The organism is Cloacibacillus sp. An23 (assembly GCF_002159945.1).
GTDB lineage: Bacteria > Synergistota > Synergistia > Synergistales > Synergistaceae > Caccocola.
Genome location: NZ_NFJQ01000011.1, coordinates 1 through 19,222, shown reverse-complemented (window position 1 = coordinate 19,222; position 19,222 = coordinate 1). Strand labels below are relative to the sequence as shown.

The 19,222-nt window shown below is 56.5% G+C and carries 20 protein-coding genes; 1 reads left to right on the top strand and 19 read right to left on the bottom strand.

The genetic code is table 11. The features are described from left to right. Positions 1 to 5 precede the first annotated feature (5 nt). The 12 genes from upp to tig all read right to left on the bottom strand — a co-directional run bounded on the left by upp (position 6) and on the right by tig (position 14,773). Entirely contained in the window at positions 6 to 1,106 is a 1,101-nt protein-coding gene (gene upp, locus B5F39_RS11275) for a uracil phosphoribosyltransferase (RefSeq protein ID WP_087367562.1), read from the bottom strand. A gap of 27 nt (positions 1,107 to 1,133) precedes the next feature. After that, positions 1,134 to 2,069, bottom strand: coding sequence for a methylmalonyl Co-A mutase-associated GTPase MeaB (gene meaB / locus B5F39_RS11270; RefSeq protein WP_087367559.1), 936 nt, complete (start codon positions 2,067 to 2,069; stop codon positions 1,134 to 1,136). A 64-nt stretch (positions 2,070 to 2,133) separates the two neighbouring features. Further along, positions 2,134 to 2,370: a flagellar biosynthesis protein FliR gene (locus B5F39_RS11265; RefSeq protein WP_087367556.1), complete on the bottom strand. Its 237-nt coding sequence runs from the start codon at positions 2,368 to 2,370 to the stop codon at positions 2,134 to 2,136. Positions 2,371 to 2,473: 103 nt separating this feature from the next. Continuing rightward, entirely contained in the window at positions 2,474 to 3,445 is a 972-nt protein-coding gene (locus B5F39_RS11260; RefSeq protein WP_087367553.1) for a Gfo/Idh/MocA family oxidoreductase, read from the bottom strand. A 46-nt stretch (positions 3,446 to 3,491) separates the two neighbouring features. After that, a complete protein-coding gene (locus B5F39_RS11255) occupies positions 3,492 to 4,406 on the bottom strand; it encodes a polyphenol oxidase family protein (protein ID WP_087367550.1) in 915 nt (304 codons plus the stop codon). Then, positions 4,396 to 5,694, bottom strand: coding sequence for a folylpolyglutamate synthase/dihydrofolate synthase family protein (locus tag B5F39_RS11250; protein WP_087367547.1), 1,299 nt, complete (start codon positions 5,692 to 5,694; stop codon positions 4,396 to 4,398). Before B5F39_RS11250 ends, B5F39_RS11255 begins: the two co-directional genes overlap by 11 nt. A gap of 1 nt (position 5,695) precedes the next feature. Continuing rightward, positions 5,696 to 8,356 carry a valine--tRNA ligase gene (locus tag B5F39_RS11245; RefSeq protein WP_087367544.1) on the bottom strand — a complete coding sequence of 887 codons (2,661 nt, stop codon included), beginning with the start codon at positions 8,354 to 8,356 and terminating at the stop codon, positions 5,696 to 5,698. A 95-nt stretch (positions 8,357 to 8,451) separates the two neighbouring features. After that, positions 8,452 to 9,081, bottom strand: a complete 630-nt coding sequence (gene yihA / locus B5F39_RS11240) for a ribosome biogenesis GTP-binding protein YihA/YsxC (protein WP_087367541.1) — start codon at positions 9,079 to 9,081, stop codon at positions 8,452 to 8,454. Positions 9,082 to 9,085: 4 nt separating this feature from the next. Continuing rightward, entirely contained in the window at positions 9,086 to 11,416 is a 2,331-nt protein-coding gene (lon, locus tag B5F39_RS11235; RefSeq protein WP_087367539.1) for an endopeptidase La, read from the bottom strand. Further along, the gene (clpX, locus tag B5F39_RS11230) at positions 11,400 to 12,725 is read right to left on the bottom strand and encodes an ATP-dependent Clp protease ATP-binding subunit ClpX (RefSeq protein ID WP_087367536.1); all 1,326 of its coding nucleotides are present in this window, start codon (positions 12,723 to 12,725) and stop codon (positions 11,400 to 11,402) included. The genes lon and clpX overlap by 17 nt, the downstream gene beginning before the upstream one ends. 67 nt (positions 12,726 to 12,792) lie before the next feature. After that, positions 12,793 to 13,377, bottom strand: a complete 585-nt coding sequence (gene clpP / locus B5F39_RS11225) for an ATP-dependent Clp endopeptidase proteolytic subunit ClpP (protein ID WP_087367533.1) — start codon at positions 13,375 to 13,377, stop codon at positions 12,793 to 12,795. 40 nt (positions 13,378 to 13,417) lie between these two features. Beyond that, positions 13,418 to 14,773, bottom strand: coding sequence for a trigger factor (gene tig, locus B5F39_RS11220; protein ID WP_158096032.1), 1,356 nt, complete (start codon positions 14,771 to 14,773; stop codon positions 13,418 to 13,420). Between the two features lie 359 nt (positions 14,774 to 15,132). Between tig and B5F39_RS11215 the strand changes: the two genes are divergently transcribed. Then, positions 15,133 to 16,335 carry a site-specific integrase gene (locus B5F39_RS11215; RefSeq protein WP_087367527.1) on the top strand — a complete coding sequence of 401 codons (1,203 nt, stop codon included), beginning with the start codon at positions 15,133 to 15,135 and terminating at the stop codon, positions 16,333 to 16,335. 99 nt (positions 16,336 to 16,434) lie between these two features. Here the strand turns inward: B5F39_RS11215 and B5F39_RS14290 are convergent, their stop codons facing one another. From B5F39_RS14290 to B5F39_RS14485, 7 genes are all read right to left on the bottom strand, one after another. Next, on the bottom strand, positions 16,435 to 16,722 hold the full coding sequence (locus B5F39_RS14290) for a helix-turn-helix transcriptional regulator (RefSeq protein ID WP_158096031.1): 288 nt from the start codon (positions 16,720 to 16,722) through the stop codon (positions 16,435 to 16,437). 210 nt (positions 16,723 to 16,932) lie between these two features. Next, a complete protein-coding gene (locus tag B5F39_RS14285; RefSeq protein WP_158096030.1) occupies positions 16,933 to 17,085 on the bottom strand; it encodes a hypothetical protein in 153 nt (50 codons plus the stop codon). A gap of 175 nt (positions 17,086 to 17,260) precedes the next feature. Beyond that, positions 17,261 to 17,707: a hypothetical protein gene (locus B5F39_RS11205; protein ID WP_087367521.1), complete on the bottom strand. Its 447-nt coding sequence runs from the start codon at positions 17,705 to 17,707 to the stop codon at positions 17,261 to 17,263. 206 nt (positions 17,708 to 17,913) lie between these two features. Further along, positions 17,914 to 18,204 (bottom strand): hypothetical protein, encoded by a 291-nt coding sequence (locus B5F39_RS11200; RefSeq protein WP_087367518.1) that lies wholly within the window; start codon positions 18,202 to 18,204, stop codon positions 17,914 to 17,916. A 4-nt stretch (positions 18,205 to 18,208) separates the two neighbouring features. After that, positions 18,209 to 18,418: a hypothetical protein gene (locus tag B5F39_RS11195; protein ID WP_087367516.1), complete on the bottom strand. Its 210-nt coding sequence runs from the start codon at positions 18,416 to 18,418 to the stop codon at positions 18,209 to 18,211. After that, positions 18,415 to 18,942: an N-acetylmuramoyl-L-alanine amidase gene (locus tag B5F39_RS11190; RefSeq protein WP_087367513.1), complete on the bottom strand. Its 528-nt coding sequence runs from the start codon at positions 18,940 to 18,942 to the stop codon at positions 18,415 to 18,417. The genes B5F39_RS11195 and B5F39_RS11190 overlap by 4 nt, the downstream gene beginning before the upstream one ends. A 92-nt stretch (positions 18,943 to 19,034) precedes the next feature. Next, positions 19,035 to 19,222: hypothetical protein (locus B5F39_RS14485; RefSeq protein ID WP_204245115.1), on the bottom strand; the 188-nt coding region annotated here is incomplete at its 5' end.

Below are 19,222 nucleotides of genomic sequence, written 5' to 3'. Positions count from 1 at the left end.
CCGTGTTACTTGGTGCCGAAAAGCCTGTCGCCGGCGTCTCCGAGACCCGGAACGATGTAGCCGTGGTCGTTGAGGCGGCTGTCTACCGCGGCGACGTAAATGTCAACGTCTGGGTGCTCTTCGTGGAACTTGGCTATGCCTTCCGGCGCGGCGAGCAGCGACACGAGCGAGACGCGCTTTCCGCCGCGCGCCTTGATGTGGCTGACCGCGGCCGCCGCCGAGCCGCCGGTCGCGAGCATCGGGTCGACGACGAAGATGTCGCGCTCGGATATATCCGCGGGAAGCTTGCAGTAATAATCGACGGGCTTCAGCGTCTCGGGATCGCGGTACAGCCCGATGTGCCCGACCTTGGCGTTCGGTACGAGTTTGAGTATGCCCTCGACCATGCCGAGACCTGCGCGCAGCACAGGGACGATCGCCAGTTTTTTGCCGGATAGGGTGAATACGCTCGTCCTCGCCACGGGGGTCTCTATCTCGACCTCTTCAAGCGGCAGATGGCGCGTCACCTCGTACACCATGAGGCCTGCGACCTCCTGCACGAGGTCGCGGAAGTCCTTCGACGACGTCTCCTTGTTGCGCATGAGGCCGAGCTTGTGGCGCACGAGCGGATGGTCGATGACTACGGTACGGCCTCCGGCCGGGGCGGACTCTATCGCGTTGGAGTTGGCGCTTTCGTAGGCGCTTATCTTTTCGAGCCTGTATATGTGGCGGCCTCCCTCAAAAGGCTCCGCGAGCCAAGCTTTCACGATGTCCGCCGCGACGTCGGATCCAAGCACGCGCGCGCCGAGGACGAGCACGTTCGCATCGTTGTGGCGGCGGCTCATCACGGCGGTGAAGTGGTCGTGGCAGAGCGCAGCTCGGACTCCCTTGACCTTGTTCGCGACGATGCTCATGCCGATGCCGGTGCCGCAGATCAGTATGCCGCGCTCCGCCTTATGGCTCGCGACGGCCTCGGCCGCCATGAAGCCCCAGTCGGGATAGTCTACGCGGACCTCTCCAGACGCCGTGCCGCAGTCTATGACCTCGTGTCCGGCCTCGATAAGAGCGGCTTTGATGTCTTCCTTGAGTTTATAGCCGGCGTGGTCAGCGCCCATCGAAATTTTCATATCATCTATTCCTCCGTCAAAAGTTTTTTACTTCATTATTTCTTCCATTATTTCGCCGGCGAGCGTGTAGGGATCGGAACGGCGCTCCGAAAGGCTCAACATGAGCTCGTCGTTTTTACGCGCCTTCCACGATTTTTCCACGACTGCGGAAATTTCTCCGCGCAGTATCGACTCGACCTCCATTTCAAGCTGCGACCAGCGGCGGCGGCGGCCCTCGGCGCTTTCATTGAGATATTTTTCGTGCGCGCCGATGATGTCCTTTACCTTGTCCACGCCGGTGTTCTTATTCGACGAGACGAGCACGACCGGCGGCACCCACTCGCGTTCGCCGAGCATCTTGAGCATCACCTGCACGTCCGCAGCGACTTTGTCGGCGCCCTCTTTGTCCGCCTTGTTGACGACGAATACGTCGGCTATCTCCATGATGCCGGCCTTCATTATCTGTACGTCGTCGCCCATGCCTGGCGTGAGAATGAGGCAGACCGTATCGGCGATCTTTACGATATCGACCTCAGACTGGCCGACTCCCACCGTTTCTATCAGCACTATGTCGAAACCGCAGGCGTCGAGTATGAGCGCGGCTTCGTGCGTGCCGCGGCTGACGCCGCCGAGATTTCCGCGCGAGCCCATGCTGCGGATGAATACGCCCTCTTCTACGGCGTGGTCCTGCATGCGCAGGCGGTCGCCGAGTATCGCGCCTCCGGTGAACGGGCTCGACGGGTCTATCGCTATGACTCCGACCTTCTTCCCATCGGCCTTGAACTGCGATATGAGCCTGTCGACGAAGGTGCTCTTGCCCGCGCCCGGGCTTCCGGTTATCCCGATGACGTGAGCCCCGCCCGTCCTCGGGTATATCTTTTTCATAATTTCCTTGGACTCGGGAGATTCTGCCTCCACAAGACTGATAAGGCGGCCGATCGATCTCGGGTCGCCGTCGAAAGCGCGAGTTAGCAGCTTATCCATAAATATCGAACGCTCCCTGCTTTTATTTTGTGAGGTGAAATCATTGCCTTCATTCATAACGAAGCTAGTTGCCGAAGAGGACGTCTATCCCCGCGAAACTGTAGATGCCGAGGCCTATCGACGCTGCGAAGGTGAAGCCGAGCACGACGCGGAGATATGTAACCCACATCCCGTCTCCGGGCCATTTCCCCGAGCTGATGTTGACGACCATGCGCGCGAGAAATAAAGAGACTCCGAAGAGGGCGAGCGCGACGAACGCCTGAATGTTTACGGAAGGCACGTTTTTAAGAAAATCGAACAACTACGCTCACCCTTTCTCGAACGGCGGATAAACAAAAGAGAGGGGAAATATCCCTCTCTCTACATGATAACGCTTATCACGCCGAATGTCATGTACCGCCGCGCTAGATTGCGGAGAGAATGGCGTCCGCCTGACGCTTGTCCTCGTGTATCTGGCGCAGAGCCGCGACGCAGACCTCGAGCGCACGTTTGCCGTCCCTGATGCCGACCATAGGCTGACGCCCGTCGCGCACGCATGAGATGAAATGCTGCAGCTCCATCTTGAGCGGCTCCGTTTTCGGAAAGACGGGGTGCTCCATAACCTCGACCACGTTGCCGCCGCTCTGTCTCACGCAGCGCTGTACGGTGATGTCCTGAGCCTCGTAGTTTACGGTGATGTAGCGCTCGGCCTCCGTTATCTCCATCTGCCGCTGGCGCTTCTCCGAGACGCGGCTGACGAGTATCTGGGCGATCGTACCGTTCGCAAAGCGCAGCTGTACGGAGGCGATGTCTTCGTGCGGCGTGCGTATGCAGCTTCCGACCGCAGATATAGAGACGAGGTCGGAGTGCACCATCGAGAGTATGATGTCCACGTCGTGTATCATCAGGTCGAGCACGACGCCGACGTCGCTGATGCGCGGCGAGAACGGGCCCATCCTGCGCGTCTGTATGAAATACGGGTCCTTGATAAATTCACGCGCGTGCTGCACCGCGCTGTTGAATCGCTCTATGTGTCCTACCTGGAGTATTACGTTCTTCTCGACAGCGAGGTTGAGAAGCTTTTCCGCCTCGTCTACGCTCGTCGTCACCGGCTTCTCGACAAGCACGTGTATGCCGTGCTCCATCGCTATCTTCGCGACCTCGTAGTGGCCGACGGTCGGGACGACTATGCTCACGGCGTCAGGATGTTTTTCTTTTATAAGTTTTTCAAAATCGCCGTAGGCGCTGACGCCGAGAGGCTCCGCGATAGATTGGGCGCGCTCCTCGTTGATGTCCGCGACGCCGACGAGCTGAGCTCCCAATATCTCCGTATATACTCTCGCGTGGTGCATCCCAAGATGTCCTACGCCCACGACTCCTACCCGTACTGTGTCCACAATGCTTCACTCCCCGGAACGCGGTGTACTGCTTATATAATTATTTTCACATATTTTCGCGGATTGTGGAGCGTCCCGCAAGTAAAAAATTCCTTTTTTCTTTGTCGCCCGCGCGATAGGAATAAAACAGTCCGTTTCCGCAGCGGGTGCAGCCTCCGAAGCTGAATATATTTTCTTCAGGCACGCCGAAGCCGGCGAGCTGCCGCCGTATCTCTGCGCCGATGTCGAAGTACGCGGCGTCATGCCGCCGTTTCTCGGCGCCCGGCATAGCCGCGCGCACAGCGACGCCGTCCGCCCCGGCGCTTTCGTTTTGCGATAGCGGCGCGTCCGTTACTCCGCCGTGACATGCCGCCGCGAAGTCATACAAATCTAATTCCCGGGCGAACCTTACGCTGTCCAGAGAAAATTTCGCAAGAGCCTCGCGCGTCGCGGGATCGTCCTCACGCCGCGAGTAGCAGCATGGCCCTATGCATGGGCCGATCCATGCCCATGTCTTTCCGCTCCCTCGCGTTCCGCCGAAACGTTCAAGCGCGGCGGCGGAAATGTTTTGCAGCGTGCCTTTGAAGCCGGAATGCAGGACCGCCATCCACGATTCTTCCCCGGCGTGCGCTGCGACTACTGGGGCGCAGTCCGCAAAACGCAGGCTCGCGAGCGCGTAATCCCCCTCGCGGATAAAAACTCCGTCGGCCTCGCTCCGCAGAGGAAGCGTTTCGCACTTCGACGCTTCTATAATTTTCACGCCGTGCACCTGGCGCGGCGCGACGAGCGGGCGGCCTTCATACTCCGGTGCGAGCGACGCCCAGACGCGCGCCGGGTCGCCTTCGGCTTCGTCGTTGAGCGGCCCTCGCGCGTAAAGGCGCGCGAAGAATTTGCCGTCGAGTTCGCGCGGCATTACGAATTCGACTTCCACGCCGTGGGCCGAACGGCTCAGTCTGAATCCGGCCGGTTCTTTACAGTTCATCTATATGCGCTTTTATGTATCCGACTAGGTAGAGGCTGCCGCAGCAGACGACTGGCAGGCCGCCGCCGGCAGCGGCGCGTATCGCCGCAATCGGGTCGCTGTAGGCTCCGGCGGCGCGCAGCCCCGCGCGCTCCGCGGTTTCCCTCATGCCGTCCGCTCCGAGCGAACGTTCGAGCCCCGGCACCTCGGTACAGTACACTTCGGCTTCCAGCGGACGCATCAGAGAGAGCGCGCCAGAGATGTCCTTGTCCTTCATCATGGCAAGCACTACAGAAAGGCCGCCCTTCGGAAAAATTCCCGCGAGGGTCTCAGACAGCCGCTTCATAGCGTGCGGGTTGTGCCCTCCGTCGACGATTACAAGCGGCGAACGGCTGACTATCTCCATGCGTCCATGCCATTCCGTCTCGGAAATCCCTCGTTTTATGGAATCTTCTGTAATGTGCGGGAAGCGTCCCGCGAGAAGCCGCGAGGCCGCGACAGACATGGCGGCGTTGTCGGCCTGGAAAGAGCCTACGAGCGGCGTGAAATATTCCCGCGAGCCCGCGCCGTCGGAGAGCGTGAAGCGCGTGCCGTCGAGAGAGTACGAACGCTCCGTTATCCTGTATTCCTCCGAGAACACATGCGCAAGGGCGCCGCAGCGCGCTGCGGCTTCGCGGAACAGTCCGTCAAGCCGTTCGTCCCCGAAGAAGAGCGCCGGCGTATCCTTCCGCATTACTGCGAACTTCTCGGCCGCTATCTTTTCAATCGTATCTCCGAGAAATTCCGTGTGGTCCATGCCGATCGGGACGACGACGCTGAGCGCGACGTCGCTAAGGATGTTCGACGCGTCCAGCCGGCCGCCCATTCCGGCCTCGAATACGGCGGCGTCGGGCTTTCTGCGCGCAAGTATCAGTATCGCGGCCGCCGTGACGAGTTCAAAGTAGGTCGGCAGATTGTCCCTGAAATAGTCGGCACTATGAACTATGCCCTCAAGTTCGGACGCGGCGTCGAGCCATTCTTCCGCCAGCGCCCGTTCGCCGTCTATCACGAGACGCTCCGAAAAGTCGACGAGATGCGGACTGGTGTAGAGAGCGGCGCCGTAGCCCGAGGCCCTCAGCACGGAATAGATACCGGCTGCGGTCGATCCTTTGCCGTTCGTCCCGACAATATAAACCGCAGGGAACTTTCCCTGCGGCGAACCGGCTTCGCGAAGAAGCCGCGCGAGACGGGCGAGCCCGGGGCGTATGCCCGGACTCGCCATCTGAGCCAGCTTTGCTTCGACAAGCTCAAATTTATTTTTTTCGTTCATATTATTCGGACAGGCTCGCCAGGTTCGCCTTCGTTCTCTCGGCTTTGGCTTCGTTGTCGGCGAGCGTATTCTTTTCCTTTTCTATAACTTCGGCGGGCGCGCGCTCGACGAACTTTTCATTCGCGAGCTTCGCTCTGCTCTTCTCTATGTCTTTTTCGAGCTTTGCAAGGTCGTTCCGGAGGCGCTGCATCTCTTTCTCGACGTCGAGCAGTTCGCCGACAGGGAGATATACCTGCGCGCCGTCAAGGACCGTCGCGAGACTCTTCTCCGGCTTGCAGCCTTCGCCGGCGAAGCTCACCGTTTCGACCTTTGTAAGCAGCTTTATCTGCTTCTCGCATTCTTTGAGAAGCTCAAGCTTCGCCGCGTCGTGTACTGCGAGCGTGACGCCCGGTATCGTCTGCTGCGGCGCTATGCGCGCCTCGGCTCTGAGGTTGCGGACGGCGCGTATGGTCTCCTGCACGAAGTTCATGTCGGAAATCACTTTTTCGTCGATCTCGGCAAGCCTCGGCTTCGGCCAGCCGCTGCGCATGATGAAGTCCGTCCCGAACGGGAAGGCGTGCCACAGCTCCTCCGTCACGAACGGGATTATCGGATGCAGCAGCTTGAGGACGTCCTCGAATACGGCGAGCATGACGGCCTGCACGGTCTTTCTGCGCGCTTCGCCCTCTTCGCCTCGCAGCGCGGGCTTTGCGAGTTCGAGATACCAGTCGCAGAGCTCGCCCCAGGTAAAGTCGTACATGAGGCGCGCCGCTTCGCCGAAGAAGTATCCGTCAAGCAGCCGCGTCATCTCGGACGAGACCTGTGAGATACGGTTGAGTATCCATTTGTCCTGGAGCTGGAGCTCGTTGTCGTCTATCTTCTGTCCCGCCTCAGCATCTTCGAGGTTCATGAGCGCGAAGCGGCTCGCGTTCCACAGCTTGTTCATAAACAGGCGGTAGGTGGAGATCCTTTCCGTAGAGAGGAATATATCGCGTCCCTGCACCGTGAGGGCGGCGAGCGTGAGGCGCAGCGCGTCAGCTCCGTAGTCCTTGACTATCGTCAGCGGGTCTATGACGTTGCCGCGCGACTTGCTCATCTTCTGCCCCTTCTCGTCGCGGACAAGCGCGTGGATGTAGACGTCGCGGAACGGCACCTCATGCATAGCTTCGAGGCCGAACATTATCATGCGCGCGACCCAGAAGAAAATTATGTCGAAGCCCGTGACGAGCACCGATGTCGGATAGAACTTGCGGAGCGTCTCGGTATCGTCGGGCCAGCCCATCGTCGAGAAGGGCCAGAGCCCGCTTGAGAACCATGTATCGAGGACGTCTTCGTCTTGATGCAGGTGTGTACACCCGCACTTCGGGCATTTCTCCGGCGCGTTTTCTTCGACTATGACCTCGCCGCACTCGTCGCAGTACCACGCCGGGATGCGGTGTCCCCACCATAGCTGACGCGATATGCACCAGTCGCGGATATTCTCCATCCACTGATAGTAGACGTTGGTCCACTGCTCTGGGATGAACTTGATTTTCCCGGCCTGTACGGAGGCTACTCCGGCGTCGGCGAGAGTGCGCGTACGGACGAACCACTGCTCGGAGAGGTACGGCTCGACGACCGTATGGCAGCGGTAGCAGTGGCCTACAGAGTGGCGCAGGTCTTTGACGGAGAGCAGAGCGCCCTCTTTTTCAAGGTCTGCGGCCACAGCGTCACGCGCCGCAAAGCGGTCCATTCCCGCGTACTTGCCGGCGTTTTCATTCATTATGCCGCGCCCGTCTATGACCTGTATCTGCTCAAGGTTGTGGCGCTGACCGACAAGGAAGTCGTTCGGGTCGTGTGCAGGCGTTATCTTGACGCAGCCGGAGCCGAACTCCGGGTCGACCATGTTGTCTTCAATAACTGGGATGACGCGCCCGACGAGCGGCACGACGACTTTTTTGCCGATGAGGTGGCGGTTCTTCTCGTCGCGCGGATGTATCGCTATCGCGCTGTCACCGAGTATCGTCTCCGGACGCGTCGTCATTACGACCACCGCTCCGTCGGATCCGTCGGCGAACTTATAGGCGACCTCGTAGAACTTGCCGTCCTCGTCCTCGTGCTCGACTTCGAGGTCGGAGAGCGCCGTCTGGCAGCGAGGACACCAATTTATAAGATATTTGCCACGGTAGATGAGCCCTTTCTTGTAGAGCTGGACGAATATCTTGCGCACGGCGCGCGAAAGGCCCTCGTCCATAGTGAAGCGCTCGCGGCTCCAGTCGCAGGAGGCGCCGAGCTTCTTCAGCTGATTGATTATCGTGCTTCCGTAGAGCTCTTTCCACTCCCAGACCTTTTTGACGAATTCCTCGCGTCCTAGGTCGTGGCGTGAAACCCCTTCCTTCGCGAGCGAACGCTCGACGACGTTCTGCGTCGCGATGCCTGCGTGGTCGGTTCCGGGAAGCCACAGAACCTCGTAGCCCTGCATTCTTTTCGTGCGGCTCAGTATATCCTGGAGAGTATTGTCCAGAGCGTGGCCGACATGCAGCGAGCCCGTGACGTTAGGCGGCGGGATGACTATCGAAAAAGCCGGCCTCGGCGACGAGGCGTCGGCCTTGAAAAGCCCGTTCTCTACCCACTGCGAGTACCACTTGTCCTCGATGGGCGCCGGGTCGTAACTCTTGCCCAACTGCGTTCTCTCGGAATCCATCCGTTTTCCTCCTCAGCTGACGCGCCTGGTGGCGCGCCGTTTCTATTAACATTCCCGACAGCCGGCCGTTCCGGAACATCGGGCATGTTTATGCGTTATTCGCCGCGCGCCACTTCGAGCGCGTCGAGGCGCTCCATCTCACGCAGCACCTCCGTGATTCCTTCGCGCAGCTTCTCCATCTCCGAATTGTTGACTCCCGAGGTGATGAAGGGCGGCAGCACGGAATCGAGGCCGCCGCGCATTATCGTATTATACTGCCCCTTGCGCCGTCCAGGCGAGATTTTATCGCCTTTTGTGAATACGACGAGCCGCGGCATGTCCATCCTGTCGAGCCACGCGATGAGTTCTTCGTCGTTCGCTAGCGGGCCGTGGCGGAAATCAATCAGATGCACGACGTACGATATATTGCGTCCGGCATTGAAGTATTCCTCGATGAATTTCCACCAGCTTCGGCGTTCGTCCATGCCGCGCGCCGCGTAGCCGTACCCCGGAAGGTCGACGAGTGAAAATTTCTGCTCGCCGCAGTCCACGTTGTAAAAATTTATGCTGCGCGTCTTGCCAGGCTTCGAGCTGACCTTCGCGATCTTTCTGCCGAGCAGAGCGTTGATGAGGGTCGACTTCCCGACGTTAGAGCGCCCGACGAAAGCTATCTCCGCCCTTTCCGGCGGAGGAAGCTGGCCTTTGTTGAAAGCCGTGCAGAAAAGTTCCGACTTCCAGTGAGCCATAACGCTACTCGCCCGGCCTCAGCGCAAGCTCGAAAACTTTCGAGACGTTGGAGACGTAATGAAGCTTCATGCCCTTAAGCACCCACGGGCTAAGCTCCGCGGCGTCCGGCTTGTTGTCGTCGGGCAGTATTACATTCCTTATGCCGAGGCGTTTTGCAGCAAGTATCTTCTCGCGCACGCCGCCGATCGGAAGCACGTTGCCGTGAAGCGTCATTTCCCCGGTCATCGCGTATTCGGTGTTTATCGAACGCCCGGTAAGCGACGAACACAACGAAAGCGCGAGCGTGATTCCGGCCGACGGGCCGTCCTTAGGCACAGCTCCTGCCGGGACGTGTATCTGTATGTCCTTTTTGTTCCAGTCAAAATTTGCCAGGCCGCAGCGTTCGGCGTTGGAGCGCAGGTAGGCGAGCGCAGTCACGGCTGATTCCTGCATTATGTCGCCGAGGTTGCCGGTGTAGGCGACCTTGCCGGCTCCGTCCATCACGGCGGACTCGATCAGTATCACGTCGCCGCCCGCTTCCGTCCACGCGAGCCCTATGGCAGTCCCGACGGCGTCTCCCTTAGGTATCCTCGTCGCGTACAGCTTCGGCGCTCCGAGCAGGACATGGAGCTTCTCTTTCGTTATCTGTCCCTTGATTTCTTCGCCTTCCCCGGCAAGCGACGCCGTGACCTTTCGCGCCGCTTTCGCGAGCTGCCTGTCGAGGCCGCGCACACCGGCCTCCATCGTGTACGAAGAGATTATCTCTTTTATAGCCGCGTCTGTTACTGAGAATTCCTCTGCGGAGAGCCCGTGCTCCCTGAGTATCCTCGGAATAAGGTGCTTTTTTGCAATTTTCAGTTTCTCTTCCATGACGTATCCAGGAAGCGAAATTACCTCCATGCGGTCGAGCAGCGGACGCGGTATCGTCGAGGTCGAGTTGGCGGTGGTTATGAACATCACACGGCTTAGGTCGAAGGGGACTTCGAGGAAGTTGTCCGTGAAACTCTTATTCTGCTCCGGGTCCAGCACTTCAAGCAGAGCGGAAGCGGGATCGCCGCGGTAATCTGACGAAAGCTTGTCTATCTCGTCCATGAGTATCAGCGGGTTGTTGGTCCCGCACTGCTTTATCTTGTGGATGATGCGGCCGGGAAGAGCCCCTACGTATGTACGGCGGTGTCCGCGTATCTCGGCTTCGTCGTGCATGCCTCCGAGCGAAATGTTGACGAACTTGCGCCCCATCGCGCGCGCGATGGATTTCCCGAGCGAGGTCTTGCCTACGCCGGGAGGGCCGACGAAACATATCACCTGGGCGCGCATGTCCTCGCCAGCGCGCTTCTTGACCGCGAGAAATTCGAGAATGCGTTCCTTCACGTCCTCGAGGCCGTAGTGATCCTCGTCAAGGACTTTACGCGCGTTCGATATGTCAAGATCGTCTTCGGTTGAAACGTTCCACGGGAGCTCAGTCAGGGTCTCGATATAGTTCCGCGCGACAGCGGCCTCCGGCGAAAGCGGCGGCAGCTTGCAGAAGCGACCTATCTCCTTGTTCACTTTCTGCAGTATATCATCCGGCATACCGGACGCCGCGGCGGCCTCTCTCATCTCGTCTGCCTCAGAGGTAGGGCTTTCCTCGCCGAGCTCGTCGTTGATGACCTTAAGCTGCTCGCGCAGGTAATAATTGTGCTGGTCGCGGTCGATCTCCGAACGTACCTTTTCTTCAAGGTCGCGCTCGAAGCCGAGCAGCTCGTTCTCGTTGACGAGCATCTTCATAAGCAGATCGAGCCTGTCCTCGACGCCGGCGGTCTCGAGAATTTTCTGCTTGTCCGCTATATCGAAATTACCGTGCGAAGCTATGATGTCGCAGAGCACTGCGGGGTCGTCTATGTCGCGCACCGAACGCGCTATCTCTTCGGGAAGCTTCGGGTCAAGCCGCACGTTGTTCTCAAACTCGCGCAGCACGGCGCGCATTAGCGCGCGGAGCTCGGTAGAGACTGCGGGACGTTCGGAAGCCAGAATGGAGACAGAGGCGAGCATGAAGGAGTCGTTCGACGCCATTTTCTTGACCTCGGCGCGTTCCCCCCCCTCGACTACCACCTTCAGCGTTCCGTCCGGCAGGCGCACGTTCTGGAGCATCTTGCACACCGTGCCGACTTTGTAAAGTCCGTCAGGCTGGAGCGTATCGCCGTAAGGGCGTTTCTCGGCTACGATGAAGAGCGTGCGGTCGCGCTCGGCTGCCTCTTCGACGGCGCGGATTGATTTCGGCCTGCTTATGAAGAGCGGCGAGACTACCCCAGGGAATATCACCAGATCCCTGATCGGGACCACCGGGTAGACGAGCGTTCTATTCTGCTCCGCCATCGTTCGTTCCGTCCGTTTCCGCGACAGGCTTCGCGCCGCCATCGACGGCCTCTTTCGTCACCGTGAGCTTAGTCACGTTGGAATGCTTGCTCGGTATCTCGTACTGCAGGTCGAGCATAAGCTTTTCCAGAATCGTGCGCAGACCGCGCGCGCCGGTGTTGAGCTTGAGCGCCTTCTGCGCTATAGTCCGCACGGCGTCGTCTGTAAATTCGAGGTCTATGCCTTCAAGCTTAAAAAGTTTTTTGTACTGCTTCAAAGGAGCGTTTTTCGGCTCTTTGAGTATCTGCACCAGCGCGTCTTCCGTAAGCGGCTCGAGGGCGACGAGGACAGGCAGGCGTCCGATGAACTCCGGAATGAAGCCGTAGGCGCGCAGGTCGTCCGGCTCGAGCTTCTTCAGAAGCTCGGAAGCGTTGTGTTTGCCGACGTTGGAATTTATCTCTCCGCCGAATCCCAGCTGCTTCTCGTTCACGCGATGAGAGATTATTTTCTCGATTCCGTCGAACGCGCCGCCGCAGATGAACAGGATGTTGCTCGTATCTATAGGGATCATTTCCTGGCTCGGATGCTTGCGGCCGCCCTTCGGCGGAATGTTGGCCACCGTTCCTTCGATGATTTTGAGAAGCGCCTGCTGAACGCCTTCGCCGGAAACGTCGCGCGTTATCGAGGCAGACTCCGACTTACGCGCTATCTTGTCTATCTCGTCTATGTAGATTATTCCGCGTTCTGCGGACTGTATGTCGAAATCCGCCGCCTGCAGCAGACGAAGCAGAATGTTCTCCACGTCTTCTCCGACGTAGCCGGCCTCGGTGAGCGTCGTCGCGTCGGTCATCGCGAACGGGACATGCAGCATCTTAGCCAGCGTTTGGGCAAGCAGAGTCTTGCCGCTGCCGGTCGGGCCGACAAGCAGCACGTTGTTCTTCGGCAGCTCGACGTCGTCATCGTCAGAAGCCGGGTTCAGAAGTCTCTTATAATGGTTGTATACGGCTACGGAAAGAACCTTCTTCGCCTGCGCCTGCCCAATAACGTACTGATCGAGGAATTCTTTTATTTCAACGGGCTTGGGCAGTTCTTCCATCGCGGGAAGCGAAACATAATCTGCTTTTGCGCTGTTCCCAAGCCCCTTAGCCGGGTAATCCGGCTGCGGACGTTCGCCCCTTAGCATAATGCTGCATATGCGTACGCAATCGGAGCAGATAAAAACGTTTGGAAGCTGGCCGGAAAAGAGCTTCGGCACCTCGTCCTGCGACTTTCCGCAGAACGAGCAATAGTTCTTTTTTCTGTCTTTGAATATATTTCCGTTCTCATACATGCGAACTGGCACCTCGCAATAAAACGAGGGGACCCCGTACGCGGAATCCCCCCGTCAGACTGTGTCCTTAGCGTTTTTCGATTATTTTATCGACGATCCCGTACTGCTGAGCCTCTTCGGCTGACATATAGAAATCTCTGTCCGTATCCGCCTCTATCCTATCAAGCGGCTGCCCCGTATGCTTCGCGAGTATCTCGTTCAGCTTCGCCCTCGTTTTGAGAATCTCTTTGGCGTGTATCTCTATATCCGAAGCCTGCCCCTGCATACCGCCCATAGGCTGATGGATCATTATGCGCGAATTAGGGAGAGCTATACGTTTGCCCTTGGCGCCGGCGGTAAGGAGCACCGCCCCCATGCTTGCGGCCATTCCGAGGCATATCGTAGAGACGTCCGGCTTGATATACTGCATCGTATCGTATATCGCAAGCCCGGCCGTCACAGAGCCTCCGGGGCTGTTTATATAAATCGAGATGTCTTTGTCGGGGTCCTCGCTCTCAAGGAACAAGAGCTGGGCTACGACGAGATTGGCCACCGTATCGTCGATAGCCGTCCCCAGGAATATTATCCTGTCTTTCAGGAGGCGGCTGTATATATCGTATGAACGTTCGCCTCTCCCGGATTGTTCGACTACTATAGGTACGTAATAGGACATTATAATATTCCTCCTTTTCCGTAAAAATTATGCTATAAGTTTATTCGGCTTCCTTTTCAGCCGGTGTTACCTTCTTCTCGGGAACTTCCACGCACTTCACAGTCTTGCTGATGAAGTCTATCGTCTTGCGTGCGCGGAGTCTCTCCGCTATATCGTAAAGCCTGTTGCGGTCTCCGTAGATGTATTCCTGAAGCTTCTGCGGCTCCACTCCAGACATGAGCGCTAGCGAGTTGATTTCCTGTCTGAGCTCTTCGGGCGTCCAGTTGATGTCGTTCTCGTCGGCTACAGCCTCGAGTACGAGCGAACGCTTCACGATCCTTCTCGCGGTCGAGTCGAGCTCAGCCTCATAGGAATCCTTGTCCATTCCCGTCTTCTCGAAGAAATCGTCCATGCTCATGTTGCTTTCGCGCTTGATACGCTCCGCCTGCTGCTCTCTCATGGCGCTCTTCTGACGCTCTATCATCTTCTCAGGAATTTCCACTTCCGAGAGATCCACTACCTTCTCGACGGCGGAATCCTTAAGGCTGGACTCGCTCTGACGTCCTGCGGCTGTCTCAAGCTGCTTCCTTATGTTAGCCTTGAACTCGTCCACCGTCTTCTGCCCGTTGTGTGTGATTTCGGCCGCCAGCTCATCGGTCAGCTCAGGCGTGTTCTTTTTCATAACGCCTAGGACCTCTATCTCATAGCGGCTTTTGACGGCTTTCGCTTTCTTCGCCTCTTCGCCTTCGTTCGGAAGCTCTATCGAAACTTTCTCTCCCGGCGCTTTGCCGATAAGCGCTTCGGCTACTTCAGGGCGGATCGTGTCGGAGCCGAGGAATATCTCGGTCTTCATGCCGTCCTGCTCTTTTTTCTCTTCTCCGTCCTCGTAGGTCACGAAGGTATCATACTTCACGGAGACATAGTCGTCTTTCGTGAGCGGGCGCTCTTCGTAGGTCGGGACGATTTCAGCGCGGGAGTCGAGTATGTTGGCGACCCTTTCGTCGACCATTGCGTCGGTGACTTCATATATAGTCTTCTCAGCCTCTATTTCGCCGAGCTCGGGCAGCGTGACTTCGGGCGAGACTTCAAAGGTGACCGTAAACTCGTAGGGCTCGTTTTCCTTAAGCGGCTGGGGCTTGAGATCCGGGTCTGCGATAAGCTTGAGCTCGAACTCCTCCACCATGTTGTCTATCGCGTCCGTCAGCAGCTTTTCGAGAGTCTCGGCGCAGGCCGCGTCCTTCGGGAAGTAGAGCTCAAGCATCCTGCGCGGGACCTTGCCTTTGCGGAAGCCCTTGATGTTGGCTTTCTTGGAGATATCCTTATATGTATTTTCTATCGCTTTATTTACCTCTTCTGCCGTGAACTGGGCCTTAGCCTCCACAACATTTTTTTCCTGAGATAAAATTTCGGTCTTCAATTTATTTTCCCCTTTCCAGATATTACGACTGCCTTAGCTTAACCATAGCATTGTACCATAACAATACGTTTTATACACCATACGCGCGAAAAATATTTTCCTGCGCATAAAAAAATACGGGGCGCGCACCCCGTAGAAATTTCTAAATTCTGGTCGGGATGGTCGGATTCGAACCGACGACCCCCTGCTCCCAAAAAAGGCGCAACTGACGTATTGTACACTTGTATTGATATAAAAGCAACACAGAAATCTGTCTATTACTTGATTGACAAAAAATAAATGATTACAATTAGATATACATAAGAGCAATAAGTCAAAACTTAGAGGTTAAATAGAGGTTAAGAAGGAGAAGAATAGAAATGCCGACCGTAAAACTAACTCAAAGTTATATCAACTCTTTGCCTGTACCAGAGAAGGGGTACTGGATACTTGACGAAACTTTGCCGTGCTTGCGACTTTATGTCGGCAAACATGGAAAGACTTATTATTTAAAATACAAAAATTCAAAAGGAAAAAGCGATTCATATAAAATTGGAGATGAAAAATTATTTACACCAACGCAGGCCAGAGAAACCGCAAAGAAATTTCTCGCCGAGATGGCCGTCGCGGGAACTGACATTAAGCGCGAAAGGAAAAAGGCTAGAGGAATGACTGTTCGCGACCTCATAGATGCCTATGTGGCAGCAGGAGGGTCTCAGTTTACCGTTGATATGATAACTGCTCTATCTGTGTTTTTTGACCGTGAAGCAGAGAGCTTAACTCCGATTGAAATAGAAACTTGGCGTACCAACAATAAAAAAGTGACAGGCAATAAGGATTCAACTATCAATAAGCAGGTTGGGGCCCTTAAGACCATCCTTAATTTTGGAGTTGATAGGGAGCTCATTGATCATAATCCGGTTGCAAAAATAAAAAAGCTCAAAGAAATCGATTCTGTAGCAAAGACGCGCTATCTCACTGAAGACGAACGTGCCAGGCTTTTGGCAGCCCTCAACAAATACGATATAGAACAACGCGAAGCGCGTCGCCGGACACGCCAGCACGAAAAAGGCAAACATCTGCCATCAATGGAAGGATGGGCTTTCGCGAACTATTTCAAACCCGTTATACTACTTTCACTCAACACAGGTATTCGCAGACACGCATTACTGTCTCTACGATGGGACGACGTTGATCTGGAGGCCGGCACAGTGACACTGCGGGCTGAAACGGCGAAGAGTAAAAAAACGGCTGTTCTTCCCCTCAACAGCATGGCACTCAATGTTTTGCGCCAATGGCACGCGCAGCGCGTAGACGGCAACCCGCTGGTGTTCCCGTCGCCCCAGACCGGCGGCATCATGGATAACTGCGACACGACCTTCGCGCGCTTGCTCAAGGAGGCAGGCATCACGAATTTCCGCTGGCATGACATGAGGCACGACTTCGCATCAAGGCTGGTCATGGCGGGCGTCGATCTCAACACCGTGCGCGAGCTCATGACGCATTCGGACATCAAGATGACGCTGCGATATGCTCACCTAGCGCCAGAGAAGATGCGCGAGGCGGTAGAAAAGATAACGTAAAAGCCGCCTATTGGCGGCTCAATTACAATCTTATGCGATTGCTCAGTTATATTGCAAGGCTGGAGCGTTTCGAGTCACAGAGGCGCTCCTTTTTCTACATTATATCTTCACTCTAAGTGTTATCAGTTTTTCGCCGCCGCATTCCTTGACTTCTACAATACTGCAACCGTTTAACTCGTTGTGTTCCGGCTCTCCTATGAGCTCGGCAAAAGAGCAATTTAGTATAACCGTGAGCTGTTTCAGCGTCGCGATTGACGGCTCCTGTTGTCCGCTAAGCCAGCGTGCGACTGTGCTTATTGCTATGCCAAGCTCGGCAGCAAGCGAGGTTTGCGTATACCCGGCTCGTTTTATTGCAGCTCTCAGTCCGGGGACGACACTCTGAGACATCATTTCCTCCTTTCTAGCCAGACGACAACGTAACTGAGGACTACGCCGCCGAGAACGCCGTTGAGAAAAATTGCAATGTTGCCAGCCGTCCACGGCATTTTTACAAGCCCTGCTAGACATAGTATCGATATGGCTGCTACTATAACATGTTGTCTTTTCATCCTCCATACTGTGGTAGAATGAGGGAGGAGGAAAACTCCTCCCTCGCGTTTACCGCTTGCGTCTCTTTGGTCGGACCCGCTTGCGGTTTTTCTTGAGCTCTTTGATTTCCTTCCGAAGCTCCGCTCGAATTACCAAAAGCATTGTGATGATTTCGAGCGCTGTTGCGGTGATTTCAAGGAGCTCTTTCTTGTCTTCTACCACATCGCCTCACCTCCTTTCGATATTTATAATTATAGCGTAAAACGCTATAATTTCAAGCATCTATATAGCGTTTTTATCAAAAATATATAGAAACAAAAAATCAGGGCGAAGCCTAAGCCCCGCCCCTCTGCGATCTACATGTAGTGTTGTGTGATTATCCGGTGGACTCACCGCCTCAAAACCTGATGATGGCATAAGTAACGCCGACGCCGCAGACGGCCTCTTTGCGGAATGGGTCGTACCCGCCGAACAGCCCAACGGCCCACGGAGACGAAAGCCTCCGGTTCTGCTTCGCAAGCCTTTCAGTCTCCGCCTTCCACGCGGCGCGTTCCTCCGCGACGGCGGCCTCCAGCGTCTCGAATTCCTCCTCTATCTGCTCAAGACTTGCGTTTTGCGCGACAAGGTACTCTCTGAGCGCCATCAGCTCCGCCGCCTGCGTCTCTATGAGCTCCACTGTGTCGCGTCCGTCGCGGATGGGGACGACGTAGGCCGGTTCAGTCAGCTCGTAGCCTTTCGGTTTGAGCCTTATGTTCTCTGTATCTTCCGAGCAGGCCGTTCCAGCGGCGAGCAATGTCAGCGTCACTATCAGCGCCGACACTCTGAGCAGCTTTTTCCTTCGCATTTTTCACCACCTCCGGCAGTTTGTCCTTCTGCTTCTGCGCCTCGGCTATCGTCTCGCTTATCTTCCTGGACGCATCTTCCGTGGCCGCAATCTCTTCGGCCGGCGCACGTATGTCTCCGGCGTCCCTCGCGCCGATCCACACGGCGGTCAGAGCCCCGGCGGCGAATACGGAGAGAGCCACGATACCCCACAGCCATTTATGCTCGTTAAATATCTCTTTCAAGCTCACGCTCATGTCGTCCTCCGTGCGGCCGCTTCACGGCCTCGTAGCCGGACTTCCCCGCTGCGGCCGCGAACACGACACCGCCGAAGTAGATGCCGAGCTCCTTCGCGTTCGGCGGGATGTCGCGCCCAAGCGCCCACGATAGGACAAAAACGAGCATCACAGCCGCCCATGTGAGTATCGCGAGAGGCTTCGTCCACGGTAAGCGGTTGAGATAGCCGAAGAGCTTATCGATGTTGACTTTGCTCAGCAGGTTCTTTTTTACCAATTCCATAGCGCTACCCAAACAGCTTCGGGATCACGACGCCGAGCAGGGCACCCGCCGCAAAGATGCCGCCGCCCGCGACGACCTCCATGCGCGCGAGCTTCTTCTCAGCGATGGACAGCCGCTCGAATATTTCGTGGTGAGTCTCACGTGCCTCGTCCTGGAATTTCCGCAGCTCCTGGATGATAAGTTCAAACTGCGCTTTGAGTGTTTCTTCGCTCATTCCGGCACCTCCATTATCCCCTCGGCAATCGCTTCCGCCGCCCTGTCCTGCCAGCCCTCCGAGACAAGCTGCTCACGGTCACCATCGTTTGATATAAAGCCAAGCTCGACGAGCACAGCAGGCATGGATGTCTCGCACAGCACGGCGTAATCGTTGGCCTTGACGCCGCGCCCGCGTAGCCCTGAAGCCGAAAGCAGCCTGTCGTATATGGCGTGAGCCGCGCGCGTGGAGGCGGCGCTGCGTGTCGTGTGTACGTAGACCTCCATGCCGTTGGCCGACGTGCTGGGCGCAGAGTTGCAATGCACGCTCACGAACATATCAGCCTCTGCGCGGTTGGCAATACGCGCGCGCTCCGACAGGCCGACGTACACGTCCTTCATGCGCGTATAGACGACCTCGTAGTCCGTGAGCAGCGCGCCGATTTTAAGAGCCACAACGAGCGCGATGTCCTTCTCCCGTACGCCGCCAGCGCAGGCCCCGGGGTCTTTGCCGCCGTGTCCGGCGTCGATACAGATTTTCTTCATACGTTACACCTCCTGAAAGGCAATAAAAAAGAGCCTTGCAGCTCCCGTGTGCTCTCCGTGCGTTTCTAACGCACACGTGTGTTTATTCGTGACTATTTCCAGCGGCCGATGGCGAACCAGCGAATAGGAATTGTCGATGTCGCCGATGGAGCTCCGGAAATGCCCCAGAATATTATCCTCAATGTTCCAGTTGCAGGAATGTAGTTTGATACCATCAGCCTGCGCCCTGGAAAGGTATTAAGAAAAGCTGCACCACTAATTATTGTATTTACAAATGCTG